This is a genomic window from Pseudomonadota bacterium, assembly GCA_016711215.1.
Taxonomy (GTDB): Bacteria; Myxococcota_A; Polyangia.
The window spans coordinates 752,496-779,167 of the sequence record JADJTL010000002.1 but is presented as its reverse complement, the minus strand read 5'-3'; the positions used below and the strand labels follow the sequence as shown (position 1 = coordinate 779,167).

Below are 26,672 nucleotides of genomic sequence, written 5' to 3'. Positions count from 1 at the left end.
TATCCCGAATTACATTCAAAGACCGGATTTATTTCCTGGTCGCGCGGCCTAGGCTGGCACGGCGACCGCATCGGCGAAACGCCTCAGCGCCCGGAGCGCCGCAGCCGGCCCATCACGCATCCGGCCCGCTTCGTCCGAGTCGTTGTGATGTCAATGGTCGAGAAGGGCGCTCAGGATGCCGCGTTGAAGGGCGAGGCCAGGCAGTTCGGGTCGACGTCGCCGCCCGCATCCTTGCCGCAGGCAGCATAGACACCGGCCTCCTCGAGTGACTCTTCCCAAGCGATCGCCGGCGGGTCGTAGGGGCCCGGCGCATCATTCGGCCAGGCAGGCACCGCAGCACCTGCCTGGGCCGTCGCCGAGCAGGCCGCGGCACGCGCAGCGCCTGGAGAGCAGAGGATCTCGCGCGCGAGCAGCGTCTCCGCCCAGCGCGCGGCGTGCGCCCCAACGAGGGCCACCGGCTGATCAAAGACCCGAGCGACCTCGCGCGCGCCCACCAGCAGATCTTGGCCGCGGTGGAGCGCCTCCCAGAGCAGCCCGCCGGCACCGTTCAGCCCGATGATCTGGCGCCTCGGGATGTCCAGCAGCACGATCTCCGAGCCCACGCGCTGCCATGCCACGTGAGCAGCAGGCAAGACGAGCTCGGCGTCCGCCCGCGCTGTCGCCCGCTCTGTTGCTCGTTCCGCCATGGTGCCTCCTTCCGCCATGCTACCGCCCTCGCCAACGGCGCTCCCGGCGGCACGCGAGGCCATCACGGCGTCCAAGAGCCCTCGAGAGCACCGCTCTGCTAACACGACCCGCGTCGAGCGGCAAACCCACTCACGAGAGTCCTGTAGCAAGCAAGTGAAGTGTCCGGTGGCTGTAGCAAATGAAATGTCCGGTCGACACCAGAGTCCCTGACCCACCAGAGTCCCTCCCAGAGTCCCTAGAGACGTGATCAGTTCGAAAAGCCTGTGATGACGATCGCCTGGGCAGGGGGATCGACAACTGGCCACGAAACGTGATCCAAGCGAGGCAGGAGGTGCCTCAGATGGTCACGAACTGGAAGCCGCGAGTTGAGCTGACAACTGCCGAGAAATTCATCACGAAGCGTTGCGGCAAGCGGCGTGGCTTCGTGTTTCTTCGGGAAATGCGGCACCGCATCTTCGACGACGCGCTGCAGGAAAAGCTAGTGGCAGCGTACAGCGAGGCGAAGGGCGGGAAAGAGGCTGTGCCCCTGGCGCAGCTGGCGATGGCCGTGCTGCTGCAGGCAATGCTCGACGTCCCAGACCATGAGGTCGTGGAGCTGACGGTCATGGATCGACGGTGGCAGATGGTGTTGGACTGTCACGGAGCCGAGGAGCCGCCCTTCGCGCAGGGCACGTTGTTCAACTTCCGTGAACGGATGATCGAGCACGGACTCGATGGGGTGCTCTTCGAGAAGACCGTGCAGCTCGCGCGAGAAACGAAGGGCGACAGCGCGACCCATCTGCGGGCCGCGTTCGACGCCAGCCCGCTCTATGGCGCGGGCCGCGTCGAGGACACGTTCAATCTCATTGGCCGGGCAGCACTCCACGTCGTCCGCTCAGCTGCGGCTCGACTCGGGCGCCCCGTCAAGGATGTCGCCAAGGAGGCGGGGATCCCCGTGGTCGCAGCGACACCAGCATCAAGGCTGGCTTGGACCTCGACTGGGACGACCCCAACGCACGCAGCAAGGGGCTGCAGCAACTCTTGGCGCAGGTGCGCTCGCTCGGTGCATGGCTCGAGCGGGAGCTGAAGGAGCAAGCGCAAGAGCCGCCCCTTCGCGAGCAGTGGGATCTTGTGCAGCGACTCATCGCACAGGACACCGAGCCCGACCCTGGTCCGCAGGGCGATGGTCGCAGAATCACCCAGGGCGTCGCCAAGGACCGTCGCATCAGCATCAGCGACCCGGACATGCGTCACGGGCGCAAGACCAAGCGCAAGCGGATCGACGGCTACAAGAGACACATCGCCGTCGACCTCGACACGCCGGGGCTGGTCTGTGCCGTGGCGTTGACCCCCGCTAACCAGCCGGAGCGGGCTGCAGCCAAAGCCCTGCTGCAGGACATCAGCCGCACGCACCCCGCGCTGAAGGACCTCTACATCGACCGCGGCTACCTGGGCGACGAAACCATCGAGGCGCAGCGGGCCAAAGGACTCCGCGTCCATTGCAGGCCATACCCACTGCGCAACGGTGAGCGCTTCGACAAAGGCGCCTTCGAGATCGACCTCGAAGCCCAGTCAGTCCGCTGTCCTGACGGTGCCGTCGTCCCGCTGAAGCGTGGCGCCGTGCTTCACTTCCCAGCCGAGCGCTGCAGCTCTTGCCCTCGGCGAGCGCTCTGCACACGCGCCCAAAACGGCCGCGGTCGCAGCCTTTCCATCCACCCCCAGGAGCCCTTTCACCTCGACCTGCGTCGTCGAGCGAAGACCCCCGAAGGTTGCCAGGACCTGCGAGAGCGCATCGCCGTCGAACACGCACTCGCCGCGCTTCACAATCGCCAGGGCAACCGCGCTCGCTACCGCAGCTTGAGAAAGAACCTCTTCGACCTTAGACGCCACGCCGCCCTGAAAAACCTCAGTGTCGTCGATCGCCTACGTCACGCCGCGTGAATTGGCCACGTCTCTAGGAGTCCCTGACGGGAGTCGCTGACCCGCGTTCCCGGAGTCGCGGACCGCCGCGGGAGTGTTGCGGGAGTAGCGGCGCCCTCGTGGTCCGTGCTAGGGCTCGAACCAGAGCGGGATCCAGCAGCCGCCTGGCGTTGCCAGGTTCGGTCCTGCGCATCGGGCCCGCCGTGCCTCCCGAAAAGGCCGGGCTCATCACCCACTCTCGGGCTGTCTCGGGGGAGCTGGCGCCTTGGCGCAGCGGACGCTTGGCTTCGTGGGTTCACACCCCCGCCCGGCGGTCGCGGTTCCCCCGAGATGGCTCACTCTCGGCGGCAGGCGCGGCGCGCGCGACCGTGATGGAGCGATGGGACATGCCACTCGGTGAGCTCCTTTCCATCGTAGTCATGGGGACCCCCATAGTCGTGCTGGGGACCCTGACTGCTGGGCTGCTTTGGCGCGGGTTGGGTATGCGGCGCGCTCAGGTGCCCGAGGCGCATGTTGGGCTGCTCTACCGGAGCGGACGCTTCGGTCACACCCTGGCGGCTGGTGGTCACTGGGTGTGGCGCAGGGCGCGTGAGCTGAAGCTCGTCGACCTGCGCGAGACGATCGTCACGGTGGCGAGCCAAGAACTGCTGAGCAAGGACCACGTTGCGGTGAAGCTCAGCGCGGCGTCTCGCTTCGCGGTCACCGATGCAGCGCTCGCCATGCACGGCGTGGAGAACTACCACTCGAGTCTGTATCTGACGATTCAGCTCGTGTTGCGGGACGCTGTGGCCGAGCTGAGCGTGGACGAGTTGCTGCAGCAGCGTACCGCACTGGGCGAGCGCCTGCGGGATCGCGTCGGGGCTCGTGCCCAATTGGTAGGTCTCGAGGTCCGTGACCTGGCGGTCAAGGACGTGATCCTCCCCGGCGAGCTGAAGCGAGCGCTCGGCGCCCCCTACCTGGCCCGGCAGGAGGGCCAGGCGATGCTGGAGCGCGCCCGCGGCGAGCAGGCGGCGCTGCGCAGCCTGGCCAACAGCGCTCGTTTGCTCGACGGCAACCCGAACCTGCTGCAGCTGCGACTGCTGGCCGCCGTCGAGGGTGCAGCGAAGGGCCCTGGGGTCACCCTCGTGCTGGGCGGCACCCCGCCGCCGGGCGGCACCGATCGCCCCGCTGCGGCCGCAGTGAGCCCAGCAGGACCTCCAGCTGGCCCCTGACTACCGGATGACCTCCGTGTAGGCGATCGTTAGGGCTGGGTGATGACCGGTACCTACGGCGTCCTTCGAGCGTGCGTAGTTCTCGTGGTCGTCCGGGGTGGTCAAGGTGGATTCAACGCCTAAGAAGTGATCCACTTCAGCACGGAAGAAGTGATCCACCCTGGGCACGGTTGAGAGTTAAGCGGTCTCGGTTCGTTGGCTCCTGTAGGACTTGCCCTTAGTGAGGGCGCCGACCCTAGTGAGGGCGCCGACCCGGGTTAATATGACGCGCGGGACGACGCGCGCGGCATGGGTGGGCTGGGCAGCGCCATTCGCGCGCTGTCTAGGGTCAATGGTGCATTCGCGGGTTCAGGACCACGATGCGGAAACCGGCGGCGCGTCACGCACCCACGAACGAATCGCGGCAGGCCTCGAAGTCGACCCGGTGGACCACAGCGACCGGTACCAGCGACGCGTCGGGGCGGCTGACGAACTCGATCATACTGGCGCCGGAATAGACGCCGACAGCTGACACGCGCGGCCCATCGCGTGGAATCAGACGGGCCCGTTGGTCGAGGGGCATCAGGGACAAAGCGCTGAAGTCGAGGTTCTTTGTTTCTTCGGCGCTCAATATCGCATCGTCGTCGATTAGCACCACGCGAACCCCTGCTTCGTCCTTCAGGATCGCCATGGAATCGCCGATGCACCCGACGAGTCTCCCATGCAGCTCGAGGCGCTGGTGCTTGTAGCTCTCCACGTCCGCTTGAAGCAGACCAAACTCCGTAACGACCGCCGGTCCGCCGCAAGCCATCGTCGACAGGACAGCGCCGACCAACGCGAAAGGCGCTCTCCTCAACGTCCTTCGCACCGCTCTGCCATCGCTGCCGGCAGCCGCAGCCAGCAGCCCGTGCTGGGCCATCGATCGCGACCCGTCGCCATGCCGCCGCTTCCGCATCGTCACCCTCCGTACCCATCCCGCCGCTGAGCGGTTACCGCTGCGGAGCTGTCCCCCACGTCCGCGGGACGAGGGCGCGCCCTACCGGCGCCCTGCCGGCTAGCAGGAACGACAACCGAACACGCCGCTTCGCCATCAGCGTCTTACCATCAATCATCGGCACCGGCGGTTTCTTCAGCGTCAGGTCGACGGCAGACGGCGCGCCCAACACTCCGCTTGGTGATCCTGAAGGTTCCCCCCGAAGCGCTGCGCCCTCGATCCGATGCTCGGACCAGCGCCCCCGGTAGACCGGCCGCCCGCTGCTCTACCGGCATTCTCTGCCCGGCGGGAGGCGTCGCGCGTCGGGCTTTGCAAGCTCACTGCGCTGGGCTGCAGGGAGTGCTCGCTTGCGTGTTTCCGCTGGTGAAGAGGCGCCCTGCGCCAGCGCTCGGTGGAGCGCAGCCGCTCGTCGTCTCCCCTTGGAAGTAGTGAAAGACGCCCAGAGGCTCACAGTTCCAGTCTTTATCCAGGATATTGTCCCGGAACTCGTTGTTCCAGGAGGGGCACTCCGGACCGATCTTCGTGCATGGGTTGTTAGGCACGTCATGGTCACAATACCAATCGGTGCAGGCCGCGGTCGCCCCGATCTGGATGAAGGTGTTCTCGCTGATCACGTTGTTATTAGAGAAGTCGCGCAGGCGTATCGGATCACCGCAGCCTCGCGCGAAGCGGTTGCGCAAGATGCGATTGCGGTCGGAGAGGTGGGCGACGTAAATGGCGTGCAGCCTGCCGCAACGTCCAGTGGTGGCAGTGTTGCCAGCGTTGATGATGTCCACAAAGTGGGTATTGGAGATGAGGTTGTCGTCGGAGCTCACCAGGCGCAGCGCCGCAGTCGAACTCGCGAGGCCCGGCTGGTAGCGGTTTCCAATATCGCTGAAGTAGCAGCCGTAGATGGTGTTGCCGCCGTTCGAGGTAGCCTCTGCGTTGCGAAGACCATCGAGGCTGATCGCGGTTTGGTAGCGCGTGACGTGAATATAGTCGAATCGGAGGTTCGTGTGCTCTCCATTGGCGTGTCGGAGCGTGAACCACGTGCCTCCGGGACAACCAGCGACAACGTCTGTCGGCTTATCTTCCAGGCATCCATCGAAAATCGGCCGTGTCTTGCCGCCACCAAAGGGCATCAACCGGACGTGGTGACTCGGCGTGGTGTAGGTCCAGATGACCGTTTGGCCATAGTAGGTGCCGGCCGCGATCTGAATCTCGACGTCGCGCTCGGGCTTGAGCGCCTCAAGCACGCTCTGGGCGCGGCGCAAGGTGAGGATCGCGCTCTGAGGGCTGAGACCGTCCCGCGCGTCCAGTCCACTTGGCGCGAGGTAAATTACAAGCGGGCCCGACGGAACCGTCACCTCGGGCGAGGCCCCGTCGATGGAGCGGACGTCGGCGCTGCCACCGTCGGTCTGGAGCCCTTCCTCTGCGGCGGCATCGGTGGGGATGTGGCCGTCTGCGAACTGGCCAGGGGTCGGCCCGCTAGCTCCGGCGTCACGCCACGGCGACACCACCACGAGGGCATCGGCGCCCAGGTCCCGCTCCGCTCTTCTTCCGTCGTCGCAAGCAACGAGGAGACCAACGCCCATGATGGCGGCCACGGCTCTGCGCATGCCCCCAGGATGCTCGGGCGGGGCCTTGATAACAAGTGGCCACCGTGACTTGGCAGGGCCACGGGGAGCTGTCCCCGACCCCCCGCTCGTGCGACGTGGCCTCGCGCATCGCCGGCCCGTATTAGCGATTCGAGAAGCCGAGCACGTTGCCCTCGGTGGCCATGATGTCGACCTTTACCTGCTCAACGACCCAGCGGCAGACCGGCGCGTCCTCCTCGGCGTCCTCGCGGAAGCCGAGGTCGAGAAGCTTTTCGCGAAGCGTGGTGCTGTACGCGACCCGCGATCCCACCTCGATGATCACGTCCACGTCCTTCGTTGGCCGTAGCGCCGGCGCGGCCGGATTGGTGACCAGCAGCGCGGTGGTCGCACCACCGAGGAAGACGACTTGCTCACGTAGACGGCCGAGCCTGCGGGCCACCGGGCAGAGGCGCTCGATGTTCTCGTTGATCATGGTCCTAGCAGCTTGCGGAGGTGCTTTTCGGCGAGCTGGCGCTCCCTTGCTCGGCCGCCGCGGATCGCGTCGACCAGGGCCAGGCACTGGTAGAGCTTCGGGTCGTTGCGCGCCGCCTTCGCGACCGAGCGGTAGAGGGGCTTGAGCTCCTCGCCGCGGACCGTGCCCTCAGGGTCTGGCCAGACTGGCGGCGGGTCGTCGCCCGCCTCGATCTCGGCAGCGAGTGGCGGGGCGGCGTGCGCGGTGGGCAGGCCCCTGGTCATCCCGCCCCGCTCGACGGCGAAGACGTACTTCACGCCGTGGATCAGGAGCTCGAGCAGAGCCGCCCGGATCGGCCGCCGGTCGGCATCCACGAGGCCCAGGCGCCTGGCGCCGCACCTAGGTCTTCGACGTCCTCGCTACTGGATTTCCTGAGGTTCAGATACGTTCACCTGGCACCGGATGGCGGAGCGGAGCTAATCACAGTGCTCGATGGACACGATTCACCTGCTGTTGGGAACCATTTGGTCACCGACCAGGCACCCAAATAGCAACGATTGAGAATCGTGAAGAAAACCTAGCGTCCCCAACGGGATTTGAACCCGTGTTACCGACGTGAAAGGCCGGTGTCCTTGGCCGAGCTAGACGATGGGGACATGAGCCCAGGGAGAGTCGAACTCCCGACCAATAGATTAAAAGTCTACTGCTCTGCCGACTGAGCTATGGGCTCTTAGGCGGACCCGCGTAACACTCGCGCAATCGCTCTGTCAAGGCGCACGCGAGCGGAGCGCGTTGACAGGCCAGGCGGCCCGTCTCTAGGATGGCTGGCTGCCTCTGGAGGTCTGGGCATCATGGCCAAGCGCCCCGTCGTCGTCACCGTCTGCGGCCAGCGCTACACGGTGCGCAGCGACGCCGACGAGACCTACATCCGCACGCTCGCGGGCTTCGTCAACGCGCGGATGACGGAGATTCAGCAGTCGACCCAGGCCGTGCCGATGCAGAAGCTGGCGGTGCTCGCGGCGATGAACATCGCCGACGAGCTCTTTCGCGAGCGCGCCGAGCATGGGGAGATGCGGACCCGGATCGCGGGTCGCGCCGAGGCGCTCGTGGGGATGATCGAGCAGGCGGTGGGGACGAAGCTCGACGCCGCTCTCGACGAGCCCTGAGGCCGCGCGCCGCCGCCGCTCCGCTCCGGGGCTCGCCACGCCTCGGGGCCGCCCTGGCCACTAGCGTCCACGCCTTGACCTTTGTCCCGCCTGCCGGTAGACAATCCGCGCACGGATGCGCTTCGGGGGCGGGGCGAGTGGTGGCGCCGTGGGCTCTGCATCCGACTGCGGTGCTTGTCCTCAGCGGCGACCGTTCGGTCTCCTGAACCCGGCCGTGCCTGTATTTCTGTTCCTTCGTGCACCGAGCGCGAGCAGTGCGACCAAGAGCGCGACGGGTCGGGTTGGCCTTGCGGTTGATCAAGGCGTGGACCGTCGATAGCGCGGTGGGCTGGCGATCGGTGTGATTGGCGCAGCGCAAGGGCGCTACAGGGGGTCGCATGACGCCCTGCGGACGCGTCGGCCTGCCGCCCGGGAGGTTGCCCCGTGAATTGGACCATCGTCGTGATCGCCGCGCTCGGCGCCGCCGCGCTCGGTGTCTTGATCGGACGGCTGCTGAGCCGGGGCCGTGAGCTCCCCGACGGCGGCACCACCGAGCAACGCAGCGCGGAGCTGCTCGAGCGCGCGCAAGGTGAGGCGCAGGAGATCCGGCGCAGCGCCGAGCTCGAGGCCAAGGAGCTCGTGCTGGAGGCCAAGGCCAAGCTCGAGGCCGACTCCAAACGCAAGCTCGAGGACCTCCAGGCGCAGCGCGCGCAGCTCATGCAGCGCGAGACGATGGCCGAGGTCACCGAGGACGAGCTGCAGGATCAGGAGAAGCGGGCCGCGCAGAAAGAGAAGGACCTCGCGCAGCGCGAGCAAGCGGCCGAGACCATGGCACGCAGCTCCGCCGAGCTGCTGGCGCGCGCCGAGAAGCGGCTGAGCGAGCTGGCGCAGATGTCCGCGGAGCAGGCACGGGCGCTGCTGGTCGAGCAGGTTCGCGCCGAGGCGCGGCAGCAGGCGGCGGCCGAGGTCGCGCGGATCGAGCGTGAGACCGAGGCCGAGGCCCACGAGCGCGCGATCACGATCATCGCCACAGCCGTGCAGCGCCATGCCAGCGAGTACGTGGCAGAGCGCACGGTGTCGGTCGTGCCGCTGCCAGGCGACGAGATGAAGGGCCGGATCATCGGGCGCGAGGGCCGCAACATCCGCGCGCTCGAGGCGGCGACCGGCGTCGACCTGATCATCGACGATACGCCCGAGGCCGTGATTCTATCGTCCTTCAATCCGCTGCGGCGCGAGGTCGCGCGACTGACGCTGGCGCGCCTGGTCGGTGACGGCCGCATCCACCCGACCCGCATCGAGGAGGTCGTCAAGCGCTGCGGCGACGAGGTGCAGGCGAGCTGCAAGGAGGCGGGCGAGCAGGCCGTCTTCGATCTCGGCCTGCATCGCGTCCACCCCGAGCTGGTGCGGCTGCTTGGAGAGCTGCGCTTCCGCTCGGCCTACGCGCAGAACCTGCTGCAGCACAGCGTCGAGGTCGGCTACATCGCCGGCGCGATCTCCGCGGAGCTCGGGCTCTCGATCAAGCTGGCGCGCCGCGCCGGCCTGCTGCACGACCTCGGCAAGGCCGTCAGCCATGAGGTCGAAGGCTCGCACGCGGCCGTCGGCGCCAATCTGGCGCAGCGCCATGGCGAAAACCCGATGATCGTCCACGCGATCGCCGCGCATCACGGCGAGGTCCCGGCGGAGAGCGTGCTCGCGCACATCGTCGACGCGGCCAACCGGCTGAGCGCGCAGCGACCGGGGGCGCGTCGTGAGCGCCTCGAGTCGTACATCCAGCGCCTGCACCAGCTGGAAGCGATCTGCCGCAGCTTCGAGGGCGTAGAGAAGGTCTACGCGATTCAGGCCGGGCGCGAGGTTCGCGTCATCGTCGAGAACGCGAAGGTCAGCGACGAGCTGGCGGTGCTGCTGAGCAAGGACATCGCGCGGCGCGTCGAGGACGAGCTGACCTACCCGGCGCAGATCAAGGTCAATGTCATTCGCGAGACGCGCGCCACCGAGATGGCGCGGTGAGCACGCCGAGCGCGGCACCCACGCTGAAGGTCCTCTGCATCGGCGACATCGTCGGCGGGCCGGGGCGGAGCGCGGTCAAGCGCCTGCTGCCCGCGCTGATCGAGGAGCTGGGCATCGGGCTCGTCATCGCCAATGCCGAGAACGTCGCCGGCGGCAACGGCATCACGGCCGACACTGCCGCTGAGCTGCTGGCCTTGCCGATCGCCGTCCTGACCGGCGGCAATCACACCTGGCGCTTCAAGGAAGCCGAGGCGCTGCTCGAAGGGCAGCGCGCGCGCATCCTTCGTCCTTATAACTTCCCCGCGGGCACGCCGGGCGCGGGTAGCACGATCTGCAGCAGCCCGGCCGGGGTCGAGGTCGCCGTCCTCAACCTGCAGGGCCGCGTGTTCATGGACCCCGTGCCGAGCCCCTTCGAGGCGGCGCGCGAAGCGATCGCAGCGCTGCGCGAGCGCACGCCGATCATTGTCGTCGACATGCACGCGGAGGCGACCAGCGAGAAGCGCGCGCTGGGCTGGTTCTTGGACGGCAAGGTCAGCGCCGTGGTCGGCACGCATACGCACGTGCAGACCGCTGACGAGGAGGTCCTGCCCGGGGGAACCGCCTACTTGACGGATCTGGGCATGACGGGGCCCTACGACTCGGTGATTGGCACGCGCAAGGAGCTCGTGCTCGAGCGCTTTCTCACGCTGCGGCCGACGCGCTTCGCGGTGGCTGAGCACGATGTCAGGCTCTGCGGCGCGTTGATCGAGATCGAGGTCGCCAGCGGACGCGCACGCGCGATTGAGCGCGTCTGCCGGCGCCTGAGCTAGCGCGCGCGGCGCGCTGCCAGCAGCGCCAGCGCCGCGCCGCGCGTCCGGACGGGGGTGAGCAGTGGGGTCTCTGAAGCCTGCAGAGCCGAACGCGGAGGCCGTCGAGGCGCAGCTCGCCCTGCTCCAACGGGGCGTCGTCCCACGGGTCTGGGCCGACATGCGCGGGCCGCTGGCGGCGCTCTTGGCGGCCGACCGACCGCTCTGCGTCAAATGCGGCTTCGACCCGACGGCCCCCGACCTGCACCTCGGCCACACGGTCGTGATGCGCAAGATGCGGCAGTTTCAGGACCTGGGGCATCGCGTCGTCTTTGTCATCGGCGACTTCACGGCGATGATCGGCGACCCGACGGGGAAGAACGCCACGCGCCCGCCGCTCTCGCGCGGCGACGTGGAGCGCAACGCTGTGACCTATCAGCGACAGCTGGGGAAGATCCTCGATCCCGCGCGCACCGAGATCGTCTTCAACAGCAGCTGGCTCGGCTCGTTGAGCGCCGAGCAGCTCGTGCGGCTGGCGGCGACCTATACGGTGGCCCGCTTGCTCGAGCGCAACGACTTCCAGACACGCTATCGTGGCGGGCAGCCGATCGCGCTGCACGAGTTCCTCTATCCCCTGCTCCAGGCCTACGACTCGGTGCAGCTGCGGGCCGACGTCGAGCTCGGCGGCAGCGATCAGCTCTTCAACCTCAACGTCGGTCGCGATGTGATGAAGGAGTATGGCCTGACCCCCCAGGTCATCCTCACGACCGAGCTGCTGATCGGCACCGATGGTGTCCTCGAGGCGGGCCAGCTCGTCGGTGAAAAGATGTCCAAGTCGCTCGGCAACTACATCGGCGTCGAAGATCCGCCGGGCGGCGAGCAGGGCATGTTCGGCAAGCTGATGAGCAGCTCGGATCCGCTGATGTGGCACTACTACGCCATGCTCTCGGCCGTCGACGGCAGCGAGCTGGCGCGGCGGCGCGAGCTGCATCCGAAGCAGGCGAAGCGGCTGCTGGCGCTGGAGCTGACCGCACGCTACCACGGCGAAGCGGCGGCGACCGGCGCGGCCGAGGAGTTCGAGCGGCTGCACCCGGCCGGCGGCGGAGAGCGTGGCGAGCCCGATGCGGTCGATCACGTCGAGCTGACGCTCGGGGAGGTGCAGCCCTTCCTTTCGCGGGTGCTGGTCGCCGCGGGCCTCTGCGGCAGCAACGGGGAGGCGCGGCGGGTGGTGTCGCAGGGCGGTGTTCAGCTCGACGGGGTTCGGGTCAGCGACGCTGCGGCGACGCTGGAGCGCGGCGGCAGCTACCTGCTCAAGGTCGGCAAGCGGCGCTTTCGCCGCGTCAGCCTGCGGTAGCGCCGAGCCCGCTTTGCGCTTGAAGCGCGTGCGGCAAACCGCTAGATCGTCGAGACTTGAGTGCCTTGGCGCCCTGTGTCGCTGGCGGCGCCCTCGTCTCGGATGTGTTTCGGCCGATGTACCTACCCATGCAATCAGCCACCCCGGAGCCCGTCGGCAACGACGTCGCCGACGCCGTGCGCCACGCTCTGGCGCAGGCGCGCCCCGAGGCGCCGGCCTATCTGAGGCTGATCCGGCGCCTGCCGACCTGCGACCCGTGGGTCGTGGCGCGCGCGCTCCAGCGGCCAGGCGAGGACTTCTTTCTTTGGCGTGATGGCCGCACAGGGCGCTGCTTCGCTGGCTTGGGGCAGGCCGCCGAGGTGCTCGTGGCGCCGGATCCGCAGCGGCTCGCGCAAGCGCGGGCCGCCGCTGTGACGCTGGCGCTGCGCACGACCCAGCTCGCCACGGCCGGCACGCCGGCCACGGCGGAAGAGGGCCTGCCCTTCCTGCTCGGCGGCTTCGCCTTCGGGCAGACGGCACGACCGGAGGGAGCGGACGCGGGTGGACCCTGGCGCGGCTGGCCCAACGGCCGCTTGGTGCTGCCCAGCGTCCTGCTGGCGAGGCAGGAGCGTGGACCGCTCCTGCTGGTGCTGAGCGAGGCAGTCGCCAGTGGCGCCAGCGCTGGCGACGTGATCGCTCGCCTCGAGCAGCAACGCGCGCGCATCGAGGCGGCGGCAGCAGCGGCGAGCGCCCGCGCCAACGCGCCGACGCCGCTGCCGCTGCGCAGCGCTCAGCAGACGCGCGCCGCCCAGGCAACGCCGCATGACAGCCTGCTGCCGGCGCCGGAGGCCTGGCTCGCGCAGGCCCGGCGCGCCTGCGCCGACATCGCTGGCGGTGAGGCCCATAAGATCGTCCTCGCGCGCGCGGCCCACTGGGCTGCCAGGGGAGGGCGGCACGCCGACCTCTGGGGCACGCTGTCGCGCCTGCGGCGCGACTACGGTGACTGCACGATCTACGCGCTGGGCCGCGCCGATGGCTCGATCTTGTTCGGCGCCAGTCCGGAGACGCTGGTCGAGCTACGCGGCGACCAGGTGTCGACCGTCGCGCTGGCCGGGACGGGCGCGCGCCATGGTGACCCGAGCCGCGATGAAGACGCGGCGCAGGCGTTGGCGGCGAGCGTCAAGGAGCGAGCCGAGCACCGCCTGGTCGTGCGCGCGATCAAGCAGGCGCTGCGACCATGGTGCGGCGAGCTGACGCTGGCAGCGCAACCCCAGGTGCGCAAGCTTCCGCTGCTGCAGCACCTCGAGACGCCGCTGCGCGGGCGGCTGGCGCGACCCGCGCACGTGCTACAGCTCGTCGCGGAGCTGCACCCGACCCCCGCCGTCGCGGGCTGGCCAACCGAGGCGGCGTTGGGTTGGCTGGCGCGGCACGAAGGCATCGAGCGCGGGTGGTACGCCGGACCGCTCGGCTGGTGCGACTTGGGCGGGGATGGCCATTTCGTCGTCGCGCTGCGCTGCGCGCTCTCGCGCGAGGACCAGCTCTGGGCCTTCGCTGGCGCCGGCTTGACCCAGCGCTCGACGCCGCTCGGCGAGTGGGAGGAGACGCGGCTCAAGCTGCGCACGATCGCCGAGGCGCTGGCCTGGACGGAGCCGAGCTGATGCCCCTCGAGGCTGAGCAACCCGCCGGCGCGTTGGCGGCACACGCCCGCGCCAACCGCGACGCAGCGCTGGCGCTGGTCGGCGGCCTGGTCGATTGCGGCCTGCGCGAGGTGGTGGTTTGCCCCGGCTCCCGGAGCGCGCCGCTCGCGCTGGCCTTCTCCTTGGCTGCCGCGTCGGCCGACCTGCGGCTGCAGACCGTGCTCGACGAACGCGCAGCCGCCTTCGTGGCGCTGGGGGCCGCGCGGGCCCACGGCCGCGCAGCGGCCTTTCTATGCACCTCTGGCAGCGCCCTCGCACATGCCTGGCCGGCCGTCGTCGAGGCCGCGCAGAGCGCGATACCGCTGCTGCTGCTCAGCGCCGATCGCCCTGCCGAGTTGCAGCAGTGTGGAGCGCCGCAGGCGATCGACCAGCAGCGCTTCTTCGCCGGCTACGCGCGCTGGTCGTTCGCGCTCGAGGCACCGCAGGCGCAGCAACCCGCCGCCTGGTGGCGCCAGCTCGCCGCACAGGCCTGGCACCACGCCCACCTCGCGCCGGGCGGCGCGGTCCACCTCAACGTGCCCTTCCGCGAGCCGCTCTGGCTCCCCGAGCTCGAGGCGAGCGGCTGCCGCACGCCGGGCGGCGGCGACGCGGCCTCAACCCGCCCCACGCGGCTGGTCCATGGGCGGCGCCAGCTCGACGACGCCGCGATTGGCGCCCTGGCCGCGCGGCTGCGCGCGTGCCCGCGCGGGGCGATCGTCTGCGGCCCGATCGAGCCAGCGGCGCACGGGGGCCTGGGCAGCGCGGCGCTGCTCGAGCTGACGCAGTCCCTGGCCGCGCTCGCCGCCGCGTTGAGCTGGCCGCTGTTGGTCGACGCGGCCGCGCCCGCGCGCTTCGGGGCCAGCGCGCGTCCGCAGCTGATCACCTGCGCGGATGCCGCGCTCGCCACCGCGCCCGTCGGCGACTGGCTCGCGCCCGAGCTGGTCCTGCGCCTGGGCCGTACGCCGACCTCGAAGGCCGTGCAACGCTGGCTCGAGCGACACGCCGCCGGCCGGACGCTGCTGATCGACGAGGGCGGACAGTGGCATGATCCGAGCCGCGGCGCCGAGACGCTGATCGCGGCAGCCCCCGGCGCGCTCTGCCGCGCGCTCGCGACCCGCGTCGCGGAGGACGGTCCGCCCGCCCCGAGCGCCAGGGCCTGGTGGCAGCGCTGGGCGCGCGTGGAGGCCACGGCGGGCGCGCTGCTCGCGACGCACGCCGAGGAGGGACTGTGGGAGGCGGGGGTCATCCGTGCGCTGCTCGCGGCACTGCCTATACGCGCTGCGCTGCATGTCGCGAGCAGCATGCCGATCCGTGATCTGGAGACCTTCGGCGGTCGCGGCGCCGGCGCGCTCCTCGTCAGCGCCAACCGCGGCGCCAACGGCATCGACGGCACCGTGGCCAGCGCGGGTGGCTTGGCCTGGGCCTTGGACGCGGGCAGCGGGTCCGAGGCCTCCGCCACCCGTGTCGTCGGCCTGCTCGGCGATCTGGCGCTGGTGCATGATCTCGGCGGGCTGGCCGCGGTGGCCCAGCTCGGCATCGATCTGACGCTGGTCGTGGTCGCCAACGGTGGCGGTGGGATCTTCGAGTACCTGCCGATCGCCGCCCATCCGACGGCCTTCAGCAGTCTCTTTCTCGCGCCGCAGCGGCTGGCGCTGAAGGCGCTCTGCGCGGCTGTCGGAGCGCGCTGGCAGGCCGTGCAGTCGAGCGCGGCGCTGCCAGTCGCGCTGCGGCAGGAGCTGCGCTCCCCGGGCGTTGGCGTGGTCGAGGTGACGATCGACCGCGAGGAGAGCGTCGCGCGTCACCGCCGCGTATTGACGGCCGTCAGCGACGCGCTGGCCGGGCTGCGTGTTGAGCACGAGGAGGCATCATGACGATCGCTTGGGAGCGGGTGCGGGACTACTCCGACATCGAGTACGAGAAGGCCGAGGGCATTGCCAAGCTGACGATTAATCGTCCCGAGGTGCGCAACGCCTTTCGCCCGCAGACGGTGATGCAGCTGATCGCCGCGCTGATCGACGCGCGCGACGATCAGGCGACGGGGGTGATCATCCTCTGCGGCAAGGGCGACCTGGCCTTCTGCTCGGGGGGCGACCAGCGCGTGCGCGGCGATCGCGGCTATCTCGGCGACGACGGCCTGCCGCGCCTCAACGTGCTCGACCTGCAGCGCTTGATTCGCAGCTGCCCGAAGCCGGTGGTGGCGATGGTCGCGGGCTACGCGATCGGCGGCGGTCAGGTGCTGCACCTGGTCTGCGACCTGACGATCGCCGCGGAGAACGCGATCTTCGGCCAGACCGGGCCGCGCGTCGGCAGCTTCGATGGCGGCTTCGGAGCGAGCTACCTCGCGCGCGTCGTGGGGCAGAAGAAGGCGCGCGAGATCTGGTTTCTCTGCCGCCAGTACAATGCGCAGCAGGCGCTGCAGCTCGGCCTGGTCAACACTGTCGTGCCGCTCGAGCGCCTCGAGCAGGAGACCGTTCAGTGGTGTCGCGAGATGCTGGCGCACTCGCCGACGGCCTTGCGGCTGCTCAAGTCAGCGTTCAACGCGGAGCTCGACGGGCAGGCTGGACTGCAAGAGCTCGCCGGCAACGCGACGATGCTCTTCTATCAGACGGCGGAGGGCCAGGAGGGACGCAACGCCTACCTGGAGAAGCGGCCACCAAACTTTCGTAAGTTCCCGCGGATGCCATGAGCCTCCCCGGGTCTTCCCTCGGCAGCGCCGGGTCGAGCCCCGGGCCCAGCGGCTGGCGCCTGTGGTGGCTGGCGGCGCGCCCACGCACCTTCGGCGCGGCGATCAGCCCGGTGCTCGTCGGCAGCGGCTTGGCGGCCGCCGCCGGCGCGGCGCATTGGCCCTCGGCGCTGGCCGCGCTGCTCGCCGCGTTGCTGCTGCAGATCGGCGCCAACCTGGCCAATGACTACTCCGATTGGCGGCGTGGGGCGGACACCGCGGCGCGGCTCGGTCCGCCGCGCGTGACCCAACAGGGCTGGGTCGCGCCTCGGCGGGTGATGCTGGCGGCGGCCCTGGTCTTCGCCGCCGCCGCGGTCGTCGGCAGCTACCTCGTCTGGCGCGGCGGCTGGCCGATCGTCGCCATCGGCCTGGCGGGGATCCTCTGCGGCCTGACCTACACCGGGGGCCCCTTGCCCTTCGGCTATCTTGGGCTCGGCGACCTGGTGGTCGCGCTCTTCTTCGGTCCCGTGGCGGTCGGCGGGACGGCGCTCGTGCAGGCCCAGCGCTGGCTGCCGGGGCTGGGCTGGGCGGCGATCGGGCCCGGGGCCCTCTGTACGGCGATCCTCGTGGTCAACAACCTGCGCGATCGGCAGACCGATGCGCAGGCCGGCAAGCGCACCCTCGCCGTGCGCTGGGGGGCGCGCGCCTGCCGCCTGGAGTATGCGCTGCTGCTGGCCCTCGCCTTCCTGGCGCCGCCGGTCGCGGTGGCCCTCGATCGCCTCCCGCCCGGGGTGCTATGGGTTGGCCTGGCGGCCCCCGCCGCCCTGCTAGAGCTGCGGCGCGTGTCTCGCCGCGACGGCGCGGCACTCAACCCTAGCCTCGGTGGGACAGCGCGCCTGGCGCTGTTGTATGGTGCGCTCTTCGCCCTTGGAGCCCAGTGGTGAAGGCCAAGCACGGAACGCTCACCCGCTATGAACTCAGCCTCTGCCAGCCGCTGCAGACGGCCAGCGGCGCGATCGCACAGCGCTCGGGACTGCTCCTCGCGCTGGATGACCGGCAGGGTCGCCGGGGTTATGGCGACGCGGCGCCGCTGCCCGGCTTCAGCCCCGATACCTTGGAGGAGGCGGAGGAGGCCCTGCGCGCGGTGCTCGCCAGCGCCGGCCCTCTGCGCAACAGCAGCTTCGAGGGTGCCGCCGAGATCGAGGCGCTGCTGCTGCAGCTCGCGCTGCCCCCGTCGGCGGCGCACGCGCTCGACCAGGCACTGCTCGACCTGCTGGCCCAAGAGAAGGGGATCCCGCTTTGCCGGCTGCTCGCCGACACCTGCCGCGAGCACGTGCCCGTCCATGCGCTGGTCTACAGCTACGAGGACGCCTCACGCGCCGCAGCCGACGGCTTCAGCTGCTTCAAGACCAAGGTCGGCGTGCGCCACCTCGACGAGGACGACGTGCGCGTGCGGAACATTCGCCGCGCGATCGGCAAGCAGGGCGAGCTGCGGCTCGACGCCAACGGCGCCTGGGGTGATCGGACGACGGCGCTGACGGCGATCGAGCGGCTGGCGCGCCATGGCTTGCAGAGCGTCGAGCAGCCGGTACCAGCCGACCGCATCGACCTCCTGGTGGAGGTGCGCGCCTTCAGCCCGGTCCCGATCGCCGCTGATGAGGCGGTGCGCTCGGCTGCGGATCTGGACAGCGTGATTCAACGCAACGCCGCAGACGCCGTCGTGCTCAAGCCGATGCTCTGCGGTGGCCTGCAGCGCACGTTGGCGCTGGCGCGCCGCGCGGTGGCCGCCGGCCTGGCGGTTTCGGTGACGGGGACCTTTGAGTCCTCGATCGGTCGCGTCGGGGCGTTGCATGTCGCCGCGGCCGTCCCCGGGCGGCTGTGGTCCTGCGGGCTGGCGTCCGACAACCTCCTCTCCGACGACCTGACGCCGGGCCCCCACGCCAGTGGCGGGAAATTGACGGTTCCTGTGGGCCCCGGGCTGGGCGTCGCCATCCGCGCGCCGGGAGAGGCCGAGAGGCAGGCCATTGCCTGACGCCGCCTCCAGCGCCGAGCAGCGCGCACCACTGGCCCTTCCGCAGCCGCTCTTGAGCACGGCCCTCGCACGCGCCGAGCACCCTGTGCTGATCTGCGGCGAGACGATCTGGACGGCCGCGCGACTCCAACTCACCGTCGCGCGACGTGCGGCCTGGCTCGCCGGACAGGGCATCGCCGTCGGCGACGTGGTCGCCCTGCTCGGCGCGCCCTCGATCGACTGGGTCGTGTCGTTTCACGCGCTCGGCTGGCTCGGCGCGATCGCCGCCCCGCTCCCCGACGGACAACCGCCCGCCGAGCAGGCGCGCCTGCTGCGTGAGCTCGAGCCGCTGGCCGTGCTCGCCGACGAAGCCGCCCGCCCGGGGCTCGGACACGCGCTCCGGTCGTTGCCGCTGGCCGGCGCCGAACCAGCGGTCGCGGCCGCCAGCCAGCTCGTGGCCGAGCGCTTCTGGCCGCTGGACGAGGTGCGGGTGGTGATCTTCACCTCCGGCAGCAGCGCGAGGCCCCGCCGCGTCGCGCTGACCACGGCGCAGCTGCTCTTCAATGCCCTCGGCTCGGCGATTCGGCTGGGCCATGACGTCCACGACCGCTGGCTCGCTTGCCTGCCGCTGCACCACATCGGCGGGCTCGCGATTCTGATGCGCTGCGCCTGGTTCGGCAGCTGTGTCGTGCTCGAGCCGCGTTTCGACGCCGAGCGGGTCGCACAGATGCTCGACACCGGCACGGTCACGTTGGCCTCGCTCGTGCCCACGATGCTGGCGCGCGTGCTCGATGCGCGCGCGGCCGTGCCATTTCCCAGCACGTTGCGTGCGATTCTGGTCGGTGGCGCCGCCGTCTCCCAGCCGCTGCTCGAGCGCTGCCGCGCCCTGGGCGCGCCCCTGGCGCTGACCTGGGGCATGAGCGAGACGGCCTCGCAGGTGGCCACGCGCTTCGCCGGCGATCTCGCGACCGGCCACGGGGCACCGCCGCTGGCCTTCGCCCGGGTCGGTGAGCGCGACGGGCGCCTGACCGTGCGCGGGCCGACCGTGCGCGAGGCGGAGCTGCTCACCGACGATCTCGGCTACCTCGACGCGCTGGGGCACATCCACGTCACCGGCCGCGCCGACGACGTGATCCTCAGCGGCGGCGAGAAGGTCGTGCCCGCCGAGGTCGAGGCGCTCCTCCTGACCCACAGAGCGATCGCCGAGGTCGCCGTCGTGGCCCGTCCCGACCCGCGCTGGGGCCAGCGCCCGGTGGCCTTCGTCGTGGCGCGCGAGGCGAGCGTGCCCGCGGAGGAGCTGACGCGTTGGTGCCGAGAGCGGCTGGCGGCCTTCAAGGTGCCCGCGGCCTTCAACTGGTGCGCGGCGCTGCCGCGCACGGAGCTGGGAAAGATCGCGCGAGCGACGCTGCGCGAACGCGCCAGCGAGCAGAGCGCGGCGGCCGGCGAGGCCCTCGGCGCCGGCGAGCAGGCGCCGACTGCACCCGACACGCTCCTGCGCCGCCTCGCCGCGAGCTGCGAGGCCCCCGCGATCGCCCAGCTCGGCGCTCAACTCGATCAGCTACGTGACTGGCTGAGCCACGACCTCGGCGACATCGAGCAGCAGCTGAAGCAGCTCAGCGCCGCCGATCGCAACGTGGCGCAGCGGGCCGCCGCCCATCTGCTGGCCCAGCCAGGCAAGCGTATCCGCCCGCTCTGCGTGCTGCTCGCCGGCCGTCTGGGCGACCAGACCCCCGGCGGCACGCTGCGTCGACGCCTCAACGAGCTGGCGCTGACCTGCGAGCTGGTGCATGCGGCGACCCTGCTGCACGACGACGTGATCGACCTCGGCACGGAACGGCGCGGCGCCCCGTCGTCGAGGATGCTCTTCGGCAACACCGCGAGCATCCTCGCCGGCGACCACCTGCTCAACGAGGCGCTGCGCAAGGCCAGCGGCCACGGCAGCCACGCGCTGCTCGCCGAGCTGCTCGACGTGATCGAGCAGATGATCGGCGCCGAGGCGGTGCAGCTCGAGCAGCAGCATCGCTTCGATCCGCGGCCCGAGCTCTACCTGCAGATCGTCGAGGGCAAGACCGCGGCGCTCTTTCGTTGGGGCTTGCGCGCCGGTGCGACGCTGGCGGAGCTCTCGCCCGAGGTGGTCGCGGCAGCGGGGGATTTTGGCCGTTTTCTCGGCGTGGCGTTTCAGCTCGTCGACGACCTCCTCGATCTGGAAGGCGACCCGCAGCAGGTGGGGAAGGACGTGCTCGCCGATCTGCGCGAGGGCAAGCTGACCTGGCCACTGCTGGTGGCGGCGCAGCGCGATCCCGGCCTGGCGGCCGAGCTGCGGCGCGCCGCGACTGAGCCGCCCGCCGATCAGGCGGCCCACGGCGCGGCCCTCTTGTTGCGGGTCGCGTCGACCGGAGCGCTCGCCGCCACGCGGGGCGCCGCAGTCGACTACGCCCAGCGCGCGACGCAGGCCTTGCAGCGCCTCCCCGAGAGCGAAGCCCGGCGCGCCTTGGCCGCGGTCGTCGAGTTCTGCCTCGCTCGGCCGAGCTAGCCGTGGCAGGGGGCGGCAGCGCGAGCGAGCCGAGGGCCACCGACCCGCCGCAGGGTAGTGGCGCGATGTTCGACGGCATCGCCGCGCGCTACGACCTGCTCAATCGCCTGATGAGCCTCGGTCTCGACCGCCGCTGGCGCCGGCAGCTCGTGCGCGCGGTGCTCGGCGAGGGCAGCAGCCCAGCGACCGTGCTCGACCTGGCCACGGGTACGGCCGACGTGGCCCTGGCGCTCCTCGCTGCCGACACCCAGGTTCGTGTCGTCGGCCTCGACCCCAGCGCGCGCATGCTGGCGCAGGGCGCCCGCAAGCCGGCAGCGCAGGGCGCCCGTGCCGCGGGCCGGCTGCAGCTGACGCGCGGTGATGCACTGCGGCTGCCCTTTGGCGCGGCGAGCTTTGGCGGCTGCTGCGTCGCCTTCGGGATCCGCAATGTGCCGGACCGGCTGGCCGCGCTCTGCGAGCTGCGGCGTGTCACCCGCCCCGGGGGTATCGTCGCCGTGCTCGAGCTCGGCGAGCCGCGCCAGGGTTTCTTGGCCCCGCTGGCGCGCTGGCACGTGCAGCGCGTCGTCCCCGTGCTGGGCGCCTGGCTCTCGGGCGCGCGCGAATACCGCTATCTGCAGCGCTCGATGGCAGCCTTTCCCGCTCCGGCCGAGTTCCTTGGCCTGCTCACCAAAGCGGGCCTGCAAGAGCCTCGCTGCAGGCGGATGGGCCTCGGCTCGGTGCACCTCTTCACGGCGCGCGTCGCGGGGCAGGACCCAACGTTGTCCTGAGCAATGGGCTGTGCTACGGGCAAGGGCTCGTGGCGGGCTGTGGCCCCCAGGGCCTCAGACCGAACCCTCAACCAAGGAGCGTAACCGATGGACCGTTTTGTTCCCGATGTCGTCTTCAAGACCCGCGTGCGTGACGAGGCCGTCGGCGGAGCGAATCCCTTCCGCTGGCAGGATCGCACCACCGACGAGCTCTTCAAGGGCAAGCGCGTCGTGCTCTTCGCGCTGCCAGGCGCCTTCACGCCGACCTGCTCATCGACCCATCTGCCGGGCTACGAGGAGCTCTTCGACCAGCTTCGCGCGCAGGGCGTGGACAGCGTGATCTGCCTCGCGGTCAACGACGCCTTCGTGATGTTCAAGTGGGGTAAGGATCTCGGGACCAGCAAGGTCTTCCTGCTGCCCGATGGCTCCGGTGAGTTCACGCGCAAGATGGGCATGCTGGTGGCCAAGGACAACCTCGGCTTCGGCCAGCGCTCCTGGCGCTACTCGATGGTGGTCAACGACAAGAAGATCGAGAAGATGTTCGTCGAGGCCGGCTTCAGCGACAACTGCGGCAGCGATCCCTTCGAGGTCTCGGACGCCAAGACGATGCTGGCGTACCTCAAGTCCACGAAGTAACCGTCCCGTGGCACGCCTGCGCAAGCGACGCGCGGGCGCGTCCGCGCCAGCCCCGTCGCCGCCACCCAGCAGCTCCAGCGCGCGTGCCCAATGGCTGCTGCCGCTGCTGGCCGCCCTGCCCCTCTCCCTGCTCGCCCTTCGCAATCACTCGGTCTTCTGGCCGGATGAGATCTTCCAGACGCTCGAGCCGGCGCATCGCGCGGCCTTCGGCTACGGCTTCGTCTCCTGGGAGTTCACGGACGGCGCGCGCTCCTGGCTCTTTCCCGGCGCGATCGCCTGGCTCTGGCGCGCCGCCGCCGCGCTCGGCGTCACGCAGGCGGAGACCTTGCTGGCGCTCGCCAGACTGCTGCTGGCCGCCTGTAGCGTCGCCGCGCTCTACTTCGCGCTGCGGCTGGCGGGGCATTGGGCGGGAGCGCGCGCCGTCTGGCTCGCCGGCCTGCTGGCCCTCGCCTTTCCGCCGCTGCTCTTCTTCGGCTGGCGCAGCCTGACGGAGGTGCCAAGCGCCGCCCTGCTCTGCGCCGGGGCGTGGTATGCGGCGCCCCGCGCAGCGCCGACGCCTGGCCAGGGACCGCGACGGGCGCTGCTGGCGGGTCTGCTGACGGGCTTGGCGGTCTTTCTGCGCTTTCAGAACGGACTCGTCGTCGTCGGCCTCCTTGGCTGGCTGCTGGCCCAGCGGCGCGGCCGCGAGGCGGCATTCCTCGCGGCGGGCGCCATCGTCATCGCCGCCCTCGTCGGCGGCCTGCTCGACTGGCTGAGCTGGGGCGCCCCCTTTCACGCCTTTCGCCGCTACCTGAGCTACAACCTGCTCGAGGGCCGCGCCTCGGCCTACGGGGTCTCGCCCGCGAGCTTCTACCTGACGACCCTGAGCTCCGCCGCGGGGCTGGCGCTGACCGTCGCCTTGGCTGCAGGACTGGGCGGGGCGCTGCTCGGCCGCGCGCGCGGCGTGGCGCTGCTCGTCGCGGGCTTCGTCGTCATCCACAGCCTCGTGCCGCATAAGGAGCTGCGCTTCATCGTCCCCGTGCTGCCCTTATGGCTCGCCGTGGCGGCCAGCGGGCTCTTGGGCCTCGGCGACCGGCTCTCGCCGCGCTGGCTGCGACGCCCGCCGACGCGGAGCGCGGTGATCGCGCTCGGGCTGCTGCTGGCGGCCAGCGGGGCCTGGCGGGCCACCCGACTGACGCAGCTCGACCTCGGCCAGCATCCGCTGCGCCCCGAGGTGGGCGTTTCGCCCTGGGCCGTCACCGCCGCCGTCAACGCGTTGTTGCTCGAGGCCGGGCAGCGGCCAGACCTCTGCGGCCTGGGGCTGCTCGGCACGCAGGAGATCTGGAGCGGCGGCTACAGCTACCTGCACCGCGACGTGCCGCTCTTTACGATCGTCCCGCAGCAGGTGATCGAGCGCGGCACCCTCGGCGCCGAGGGCAGGGCAGCCAACTATCTCGTGGCCCACCGCGGGCTGGCCGCGCTGGCCACCGGCTGGCGTCCGATCGCCACCCGCGCCGAATGGGTGCTGCTGCAGCGCGACGGCCTCTGCGGGCCCCCGCCGCCGAGCTACTCGCGCGTCTTTCCGCGCGGCTGAGGCGACCGGCGCGCGCCGGCGAGCGGCCTCGACCGCGCGCGTGACCTCAGACTGGCGAGCGCCAGTGCGAAAAGCCGTAGGTCAAAACGAGCTGCAGCGTCAGCGCGATCAGCGCGACGGACCCCAGCAGCCAGCGCCGCCTCAATGCGGGCGCGAGCGCGATGAACAAGGGAAAGACCACCGCCGTGAAGCGGCCCAGCGCCGCGGCGCTGCCGGCGGTCAGCGCGGGCAGCAGGCTGAGGGCGCAGAAGGCGCCCAGCAGCCAGCCGCAGCGACGCCAGGCCAGCACGACACCGATCGGCAGGGCGAAGACCAGCACGAGCTGCAGCGCGAGGTCGAGGCGCGAGAGCGGATCGACCGCGGCCATGCCCGCGTAGCGCCACATCAGGGCGACGTTCGGCAGGGCAAAGCTGCGCTGCCACGCCGCCTGTACCTGCACGAAGGCGAGCGGATTGCCGAGCCGCAGCCATTGGTAGCCAATGAAGGCCAGCAGGCCCGCGGGCGCGAGCAGCAGCCACCAGGCGCGGCGGTCGAGGTCTTGAAGGCGCCAACCGAGGCGCCGCAGGTGCTCGAGCCCGAGCAGCGGCAGCAAGAGCACACCGGTGCTGCGCGTCGCGCTGGCCAGCGCCGCCAGCGCGCAGGCCAGCGGCCAGCGGCCCAGGCGCGCCAGGTAGAGGGCCCAGACCACCAGCGCGAGATAGAGCGCCTCGGTGTAGGCCGCGCTGAAGAAGAACGCGTAGGGGAAGAGGCAGAGCAGCCAAAGCGCGCGCTGGGCCGCGCGTCGGCCGACGAGCGGCTCGGCGACCCGCCAGACCCCGAGCAAGGCGAGGTAGAAGGCGCCCTGCGAGAGCACGAGAGCGGCGAGGTAGAAGGCCTGATGCGCCGGCAGCAGCGCGCGCAGCGGCCAGGCCAACAGGGCGCTGAGCAGCGGATAGAGCGGGAAGAACGCGACGCTGCTCTGCTGGCCCGGCGTGAAGGCGTAGCCGTGTTGCACGATCGCGTGGTACCAGGCCGAGTCCCAACGCACCCAGCCATCGAGCGCGAGCGCCCCGGGGAAGGCCCGATAGGGCTCCGCGCCGTCGTGCAGCGGCAGCAGCAGCGGATCGGGCGCGAGCTGCGGATCCCACCGCAAGCCCAGGTAGCAGGCGATCAGCAGCCAGGCGCGGCTGATGAGAAAGATACCGAGGGGCGTGCCCAGCCAGGCCGCCGCGCGGTCGAGGCCGGCCGCCGGGGCCAGCGGCGGCGCGTCGGCCTCGACCCTGCTCGTCGCTGGCCCGGGCGGCAGGAGCGCCTCGCGCGAGCGCGCGCCTGCGCGCGCCGCGCGCGCCGCCCTCCGTCCCTTCCGTGGCCTCATCGTCCGCGCGCTTCCCTGCAGCCTTCAGTCAATCCTGCACGGCAAAGCTGCGGGGCACAAAGGCATTGAGCCAGCTCTCATGGGCGGGGAGGTACGCGGCCGCCGTCTCGACCAGCCGGTCGGCCAAGAGTGCCATCTTCCGCTCGAAGGCGGCAACAGCCATGCGGACGGCGTCAGGGGTGCTGCTACGGTCCTGCGGATTCAGCGCCGCCGCCAACTGGGCGACGAGTACGGCCGCCGCGGCGGCCGACGACACGCCGGATCCCATCCGCAGATGGGGCTCGATCGCGCGGTCACCAACGACCACGATCGGCGCGAAGGGGTTGCGGTTCCAATAGGTCGAGAGGCGCGAAAGCCCGGCCCAGAAGGTGGCCGCCGTCTCCAGCTGCAGGGCGTTCCCGTCGAGCCCCAGCTCGCGCATTACGGCCAGGAGCAGCGCGTCCCGCTGGTCGGCTGTGGGCCGCTCTCGCCGGCTAGGGTGCTCCACGCTGAGCTGCCCGCGGCCGTCGCGATAGCGCTGCACGCCGCCGACCACAACGGCGTTGGGGACCCGTGGATCAGCGACACGAAAGAGCAGCAGGTCCGCCTGGCCAGGGTGTGCGCGCTGGTATCGTTGGCCCTGACTCGCGTCCGAGCCGACGATACGCGGCGCGCCCTCTTGCGCGTCGAAGCGGGCCAGGCTCATCCACGAGGAGAGCGTCTTCGCCGCCGATGCCTCGTCGCGCGGCGGCACCTGCCCGCTCCAGGGCAAGCGGCTACCGCGGCCGCTGGCATCGACGACGAGCTGCGCCGGCGGGGTCTCAAGAGCGTCGGGCGAACCCTCGAGGACCAACCTGCTGCCGCCCTCTTCGGCGCGCACGTCGAGCACGCGCTTGCCGGAGAGGAGCGTCACGCCGCGGCTCGCGGCTCGCTCGCGCAGAGCCGCTTCGATCGCCGCAATTGGCGCTAGATGCGTGCTCGCCCCGGCGATCCAGCAATCCGGATAATCCCGTGGCGGCGCTTGCTGCGCCAGCGCGACGCGACGAAGACGAAGCGCACCCAGGTCGAAAACGCCGCGCTCGCTGACGGGTTGCAAGGCCTGGCAGCCCTGGGATGCGAGCCAGCGCGCCGTGTTTAGGCCGACCACCGCGAGATGCTGCCGCGGCGGCGCCTCAGGATGATGCTGATAGAGGTGGACCCGCCAACCCGCCTCTGCCAGCGCGCTCGCCGACGCCAGGCCCGCCGGGCCGCCACCGATGACGTGTGCCAAGGGCGCCTCGCGGCCCCAGGCCGTGCGGCTCGTCTGCAGCGCGGCAAGCAGCAGGGCCGCCGCGCACCACCATGGACAGTTCCGCCTCTGCCCCATACCGACCTCCCACGCCAACCGAGCGCCCGACCCGCCTCGATCCTTCTCATGCGCGCCCCGGCCGATCA

At 70.6% G+C, this 26,672-nt stretch carries 23 protein-coding genes and 2 tRNA genes; 16 read left to right on the top strand and 9 right to left on the bottom strand.

The genetic code is table 11. The features are described from left to right. Positions 1–170 precede the first annotated feature (170 nt). Positions 171–686, bottom strand: coding sequence for a PqqD family protein (locus tag IPL40_08225; protein ID MBK8481148.1), 516 nt, complete (start codon positions 684–686; stop codon positions 171–173). 341 nt (positions 687–1,027) lie between these two features. Between IPL40_08225 and IPL40_08220 the strand changes: the two genes are divergently transcribed. From IPL40_08220 to IPL40_08210, 3 genes are all read left to right on the top strand, one after another. Further along, complete coding sequence (locus IPL40_08220) at positions 1,028–1,753, top strand: transposase (GenBank protein MBK8481147.1); 726 nt, start codon at positions 1,028–1,030, stop codon at positions 1,751–1,753. Beyond that, the gene (locus IPL40_08215) at positions 1,654–2,607 is read left to right on the top strand and encodes a transposase (GenBank protein MBK8481146.1); all 954 of its coding nucleotides are present in this window, start codon (positions 1,654–1,656) and stop codon (positions 2,605–2,607) included. The genes IPL40_08220 and IPL40_08215 overlap by 100 nt, the downstream gene beginning before the upstream one ends. Before the next feature lie 398 nt (positions 2,608–3,005). Next, positions 3,006–3,797, top strand: coding sequence for a slipin family protein (locus IPL40_08210; protein ID MBK8481145.1), 792 nt, complete (start codon positions 3,006–3,008; stop codon positions 3,795–3,797). 379 nt (positions 3,798–4,176) lie between these two features. On the opposite strand, the gene IPL40_08205 is transcribed toward IPL40_08210, so the two are convergent. The 6 genes from IPL40_08205 to IPL40_08180 form a co-directional block, all read right to left on the bottom strand. Next, positions 4,177–4,533, bottom strand: coding sequence for a hypothetical protein (locus tag IPL40_08205; protein MBK8481144.1), 357 nt, complete (start codon positions 4,531–4,533; stop codon positions 4,177–4,179). Between the two features lie 554 nt (positions 4,534–5,087). Further along, positions 5,088–6,368 carry a right-handed parallel beta-helix repeat-containing protein gene (locus IPL40_08200; GenBank protein ID MBK8481143.1) on the bottom strand — a complete coding sequence of 427 codons (1,281 nt, stop codon included), beginning with the start codon at positions 6,366–6,368 and terminating at the stop codon, positions 5,088–5,090. Positions 6,369–6,489: 121 nt separating this feature from the next. Further along, on the bottom strand, positions 6,490–6,819 hold the full coding sequence (locus tag IPL40_08195; protein ID MBK8481142.1) for a hypothetical protein: 330 nt from the start codon (positions 6,817–6,819) through the stop codon (positions 6,490–6,492). After that, positions 6,816–7,172, bottom strand: coding sequence for a hypothetical protein (locus IPL40_08190; GenBank protein MBK8481141.1), 357 nt, complete (start codon positions 7,170–7,172; stop codon positions 6,816–6,818). The genes IPL40_08195 and IPL40_08190 overlap by 4 nt, the downstream gene beginning before the upstream one ends. Before the next feature lie 207 nt (positions 7,173–7,379). Then, positions 7,380–7,454 (bottom strand) — tRNA-Glu (locus IPL40_08185). 1 nt (position 7,455) lies between these two features. Continuing rightward, a tRNA-Lys gene (locus IPL40_08180) sits at positions 7,456–7,528 on the bottom strand. A gap of 121 nt (positions 7,529–7,649) precedes the next feature. Between IPL40_08180 and IPL40_08175 the strand changes: the two genes are divergently transcribed. From IPL40_08175 to IPL40_08115, 13 genes are all read left to right on the top strand, one after another. After that, positions 7,650–7,964, top strand: coding sequence for a cell division protein ZapA (locus tag IPL40_08175; protein MBK8481140.1), 315 nt, complete (start codon positions 7,650–7,652; stop codon positions 7,962–7,964). 423 nt (positions 7,965–8,387) lie between these two features. Further along, positions 8,388–9,950 carry a ribonuclease Y gene (rny, locus tag IPL40_08170; protein ID MBK8481139.1) on the top strand — a complete coding sequence of 521 codons (1,563 nt, stop codon included), beginning with the start codon at positions 8,388–8,390 and terminating at the stop codon, positions 9,948–9,950. A 23-nt stretch (positions 9,951–9,973) separates the two neighbouring features. After that, positions 9,974–10,759, top strand: coding sequence for a TIGR00282 family metallophosphoesterase (locus tag IPL40_08165; GenBank protein ID MBK8481138.1), 786 nt, complete (start codon positions 9,974–9,976; stop codon positions 10,757–10,759). A gap of 70 nt (positions 10,760–10,829) precedes the next feature. Next, positions 10,830–12,089, top strand: a complete 1,260-nt coding sequence (locus IPL40_08160) for a tyrosine--tRNA ligase (protein MBK8481137.1) — start codon at positions 10,830–10,832, stop codon at positions 12,087–12,089. Between the two features lie 128 nt (positions 12,090–12,217). Continuing rightward, positions 12,218–13,726 carry an isochorismate synthase gene (locus IPL40_08155; GenBank protein MBK8481136.1) on the top strand — a complete coding sequence of 503 codons (1,509 nt, stop codon included), beginning with the start codon at positions 12,218–12,220 and terminating at the stop codon, positions 13,724–13,726. Next, positions 13,726–15,615, top strand: a complete 1,890-nt coding sequence (gene menD / locus IPL40_08150; GenBank protein ID MBK8481135.1) for a 2-succinyl-5-enolpyruvyl-6-hydroxy-3-cyclohexene-1-carboxylic-acid synthase — start codon at positions 13,726–13,728, stop codon at positions 15,613–15,615. Before IPL40_08155 ends, menD begins: the two co-directional genes overlap by 1 nt. Then, positions 15,612–16,430 (top strand): 1,4-dihydroxy-2-naphthoyl-CoA synthase, encoded by an 819-nt coding sequence (gene menB, locus IPL40_08145; protein MBK8481134.1) that lies wholly within the window; start codon positions 15,612–15,614, stop codon positions 16,428–16,430. Before menD ends, menB begins: the two co-directional genes overlap by 4 nt. Beyond that, entirely contained in the window at positions 16,427–17,350 is a 924-nt protein-coding gene (locus IPL40_08140; GenBank protein ID MBK8481133.1) for a 1,4-dihydroxy-2-naphthoate polyprenyltransferase, read from the top strand. The genes menB and IPL40_08140 overlap by 4 nt, the downstream gene beginning before the upstream one ends. Continuing rightward, positions 17,347–18,438: an o-succinylbenzoate synthase gene (gene menC / locus IPL40_08135; GenBank protein ID MBK8481132.1), complete on the top strand. Its 1,092-nt coding sequence runs from the start codon at positions 17,347–17,349 to the stop codon at positions 18,436–18,438. Before IPL40_08140 ends, menC begins: the two co-directional genes overlap by 4 nt. Then, a complete protein-coding gene (locus IPL40_08130) occupies positions 18,431–20,950 on the top strand; it encodes a polyprenyl synthetase family protein (GenBank protein ID MBK8481131.1) in 2,520 nt (839 codons plus the stop codon). Before menC ends, IPL40_08130 begins: the two co-directional genes overlap by 8 nt. Before the next feature lie 65 nt (positions 20,951–21,015). Further along, the gene (locus IPL40_08125) at positions 21,016–21,717 is read left to right on the top strand and encodes a ubiquinone/menaquinone biosynthesis methyltransferase (GenBank protein MBK8481130.1); all 702 of its coding nucleotides are present in this window, start codon (positions 21,016–21,018) and stop codon (positions 21,715–21,717) included. An 87-nt stretch (positions 21,718–21,804) separates the two neighbouring features. After that, complete coding sequence (locus IPL40_08120) at positions 21,805–22,332, top strand: peroxiredoxin (GenBank protein ID MBK8481129.1); 528 nt, start codon at positions 21,805–21,807, stop codon at positions 22,330–22,332. A 7-nt stretch (positions 22,333–22,339) separates the two neighbouring features. Then, positions 22,340–23,905, top strand: a complete 1,566-nt coding sequence (locus tag IPL40_08115; protein MBK8481128.1) for a hypothetical protein — start codon at positions 22,340–22,342, stop codon at positions 23,903–23,905. Between the two features lie 46 nt (positions 23,906–23,951). On the opposite strand, the gene IPL40_08110 is transcribed toward IPL40_08115, so the two are convergent. Next, positions 23,952–25,259 carry a hypothetical protein gene (locus tag IPL40_08110; protein MBK8481127.1) on the bottom strand — a complete coding sequence of 436 codons (1,308 nt, stop codon included), beginning with the start codon at positions 25,257–25,259 and terminating at the stop codon, positions 23,952–23,954. A gap of 28 nt (positions 25,260–25,287) precedes the next feature. Next, positions 25,288–26,604 carry an FAD-dependent monooxygenase gene (locus tag IPL40_08105; GenBank protein MBK8481126.1) on the bottom strand — a complete coding sequence of 439 codons (1,317 nt, stop codon included), beginning with the start codon at positions 26,602–26,604 and terminating at the stop codon, positions 25,288–25,290. Positions 26,605–26,672 lie beyond the last annotated feature (68 nt).

What these genes read in the sequence shown, in the direction of transcription:
- IPL40_08225 (MBK8481148.1), bottom strand. Translation starts at nt 686, where the DNA reads ATGGCGGAACGAGCAACAGAGCGGGCGACAGCGCGGGCGGACGCCGAG.
- IPL40_08220 (MBK8481147.1), top strand. Translation starts at nt 1,028, where the DNA reads ATGGTCACGAACTGGAAGCCGCGAGTTGAGCTGACAACTGCCGAGAAA.
- IPL40_08210 (MBK8481145.1), top strand. Translation starts at nt 3,006, where the DNA reads ATGGGGACCCCCATAGTCGTGCTGGGGACCCTGACTGCTGGGCTGCTT.
- IPL40_08200 (MBK8481143.1), bottom strand. Translation starts at nt 6,368, where the DNA reads ATGCGCAGAGCCGTGGCCGCCATCATGGGCGTTGGTCTCCTCGTTGCT.
- IPL40_08195 (MBK8481142.1), bottom strand. Translation starts at nt 6,819, where the DNA reads ATGATCAACGAGAACATCGAGCGCCTCTGCCCGGTGGCCCGCAGGCTC.
- IPL40_08175 (MBK8481140.1), top strand. Translation starts at nt 7,650, where the DNA reads ATGGCCAAGCGCCCCGTCGTCGTCACCGTCTGCGGCCAGCGCTACACG.
- IPL40_08155 (MBK8481136.1), top strand. Translation starts at nt 12,218, where the DNA reads ATGCAATCAGCCACCCCGGAGCCCGTCGGCAACGACGTCGCCGACGCC.
- menD (MBK8481135.1), top strand. Translation starts at nt 13,726, where the DNA reads ATGCCCCTCGAGGCTGAGCAACCCGCCGGCGCGTTGGCGGCACACGCC.
- menB (MBK8481134.1), top strand. Translation starts at nt 15,612, where the DNA reads ATGACGATCGCTTGGGAGCGGGTGCGGGACTACTCCGACATCGAGTAC.
- IPL40_08140 (MBK8481133.1), top strand. Translation starts at nt 16,427, where the DNA reads ATGAGCCTCCCCGGGTCTTCCCTCGGCAGCGCCGGGTCGAGCCCCGGG.
- IPL40_08125 (MBK8481130.1), top strand. Translation starts at nt 21,016, where the DNA reads ATGTTCGACGGCATCGCCGCGCGCTACGACCTGCTCAATCGCCTGATG.
- IPL40_08120 (MBK8481129.1), top strand. Translation starts at nt 21,805, where the DNA reads ATGGACCGTTTTGTTCCCGATGTCGTCTTCAAGACCCGCGTGCGTGAC.
- IPL40_08110 (MBK8481127.1), bottom strand. Translation starts at nt 25,259, where the DNA reads ATGAGGCCACGGAAGGGACGGAGGGCGGCGCGCGCGGCGCGCGCAGGC.
- IPL40_08105 (MBK8481126.1), bottom strand. Translation starts at nt 26,604, where the DNA reads ATGGGGCAGAGGCGGAACTGTCCATGGTGGTGCGCGGCGGCCCTGCTG.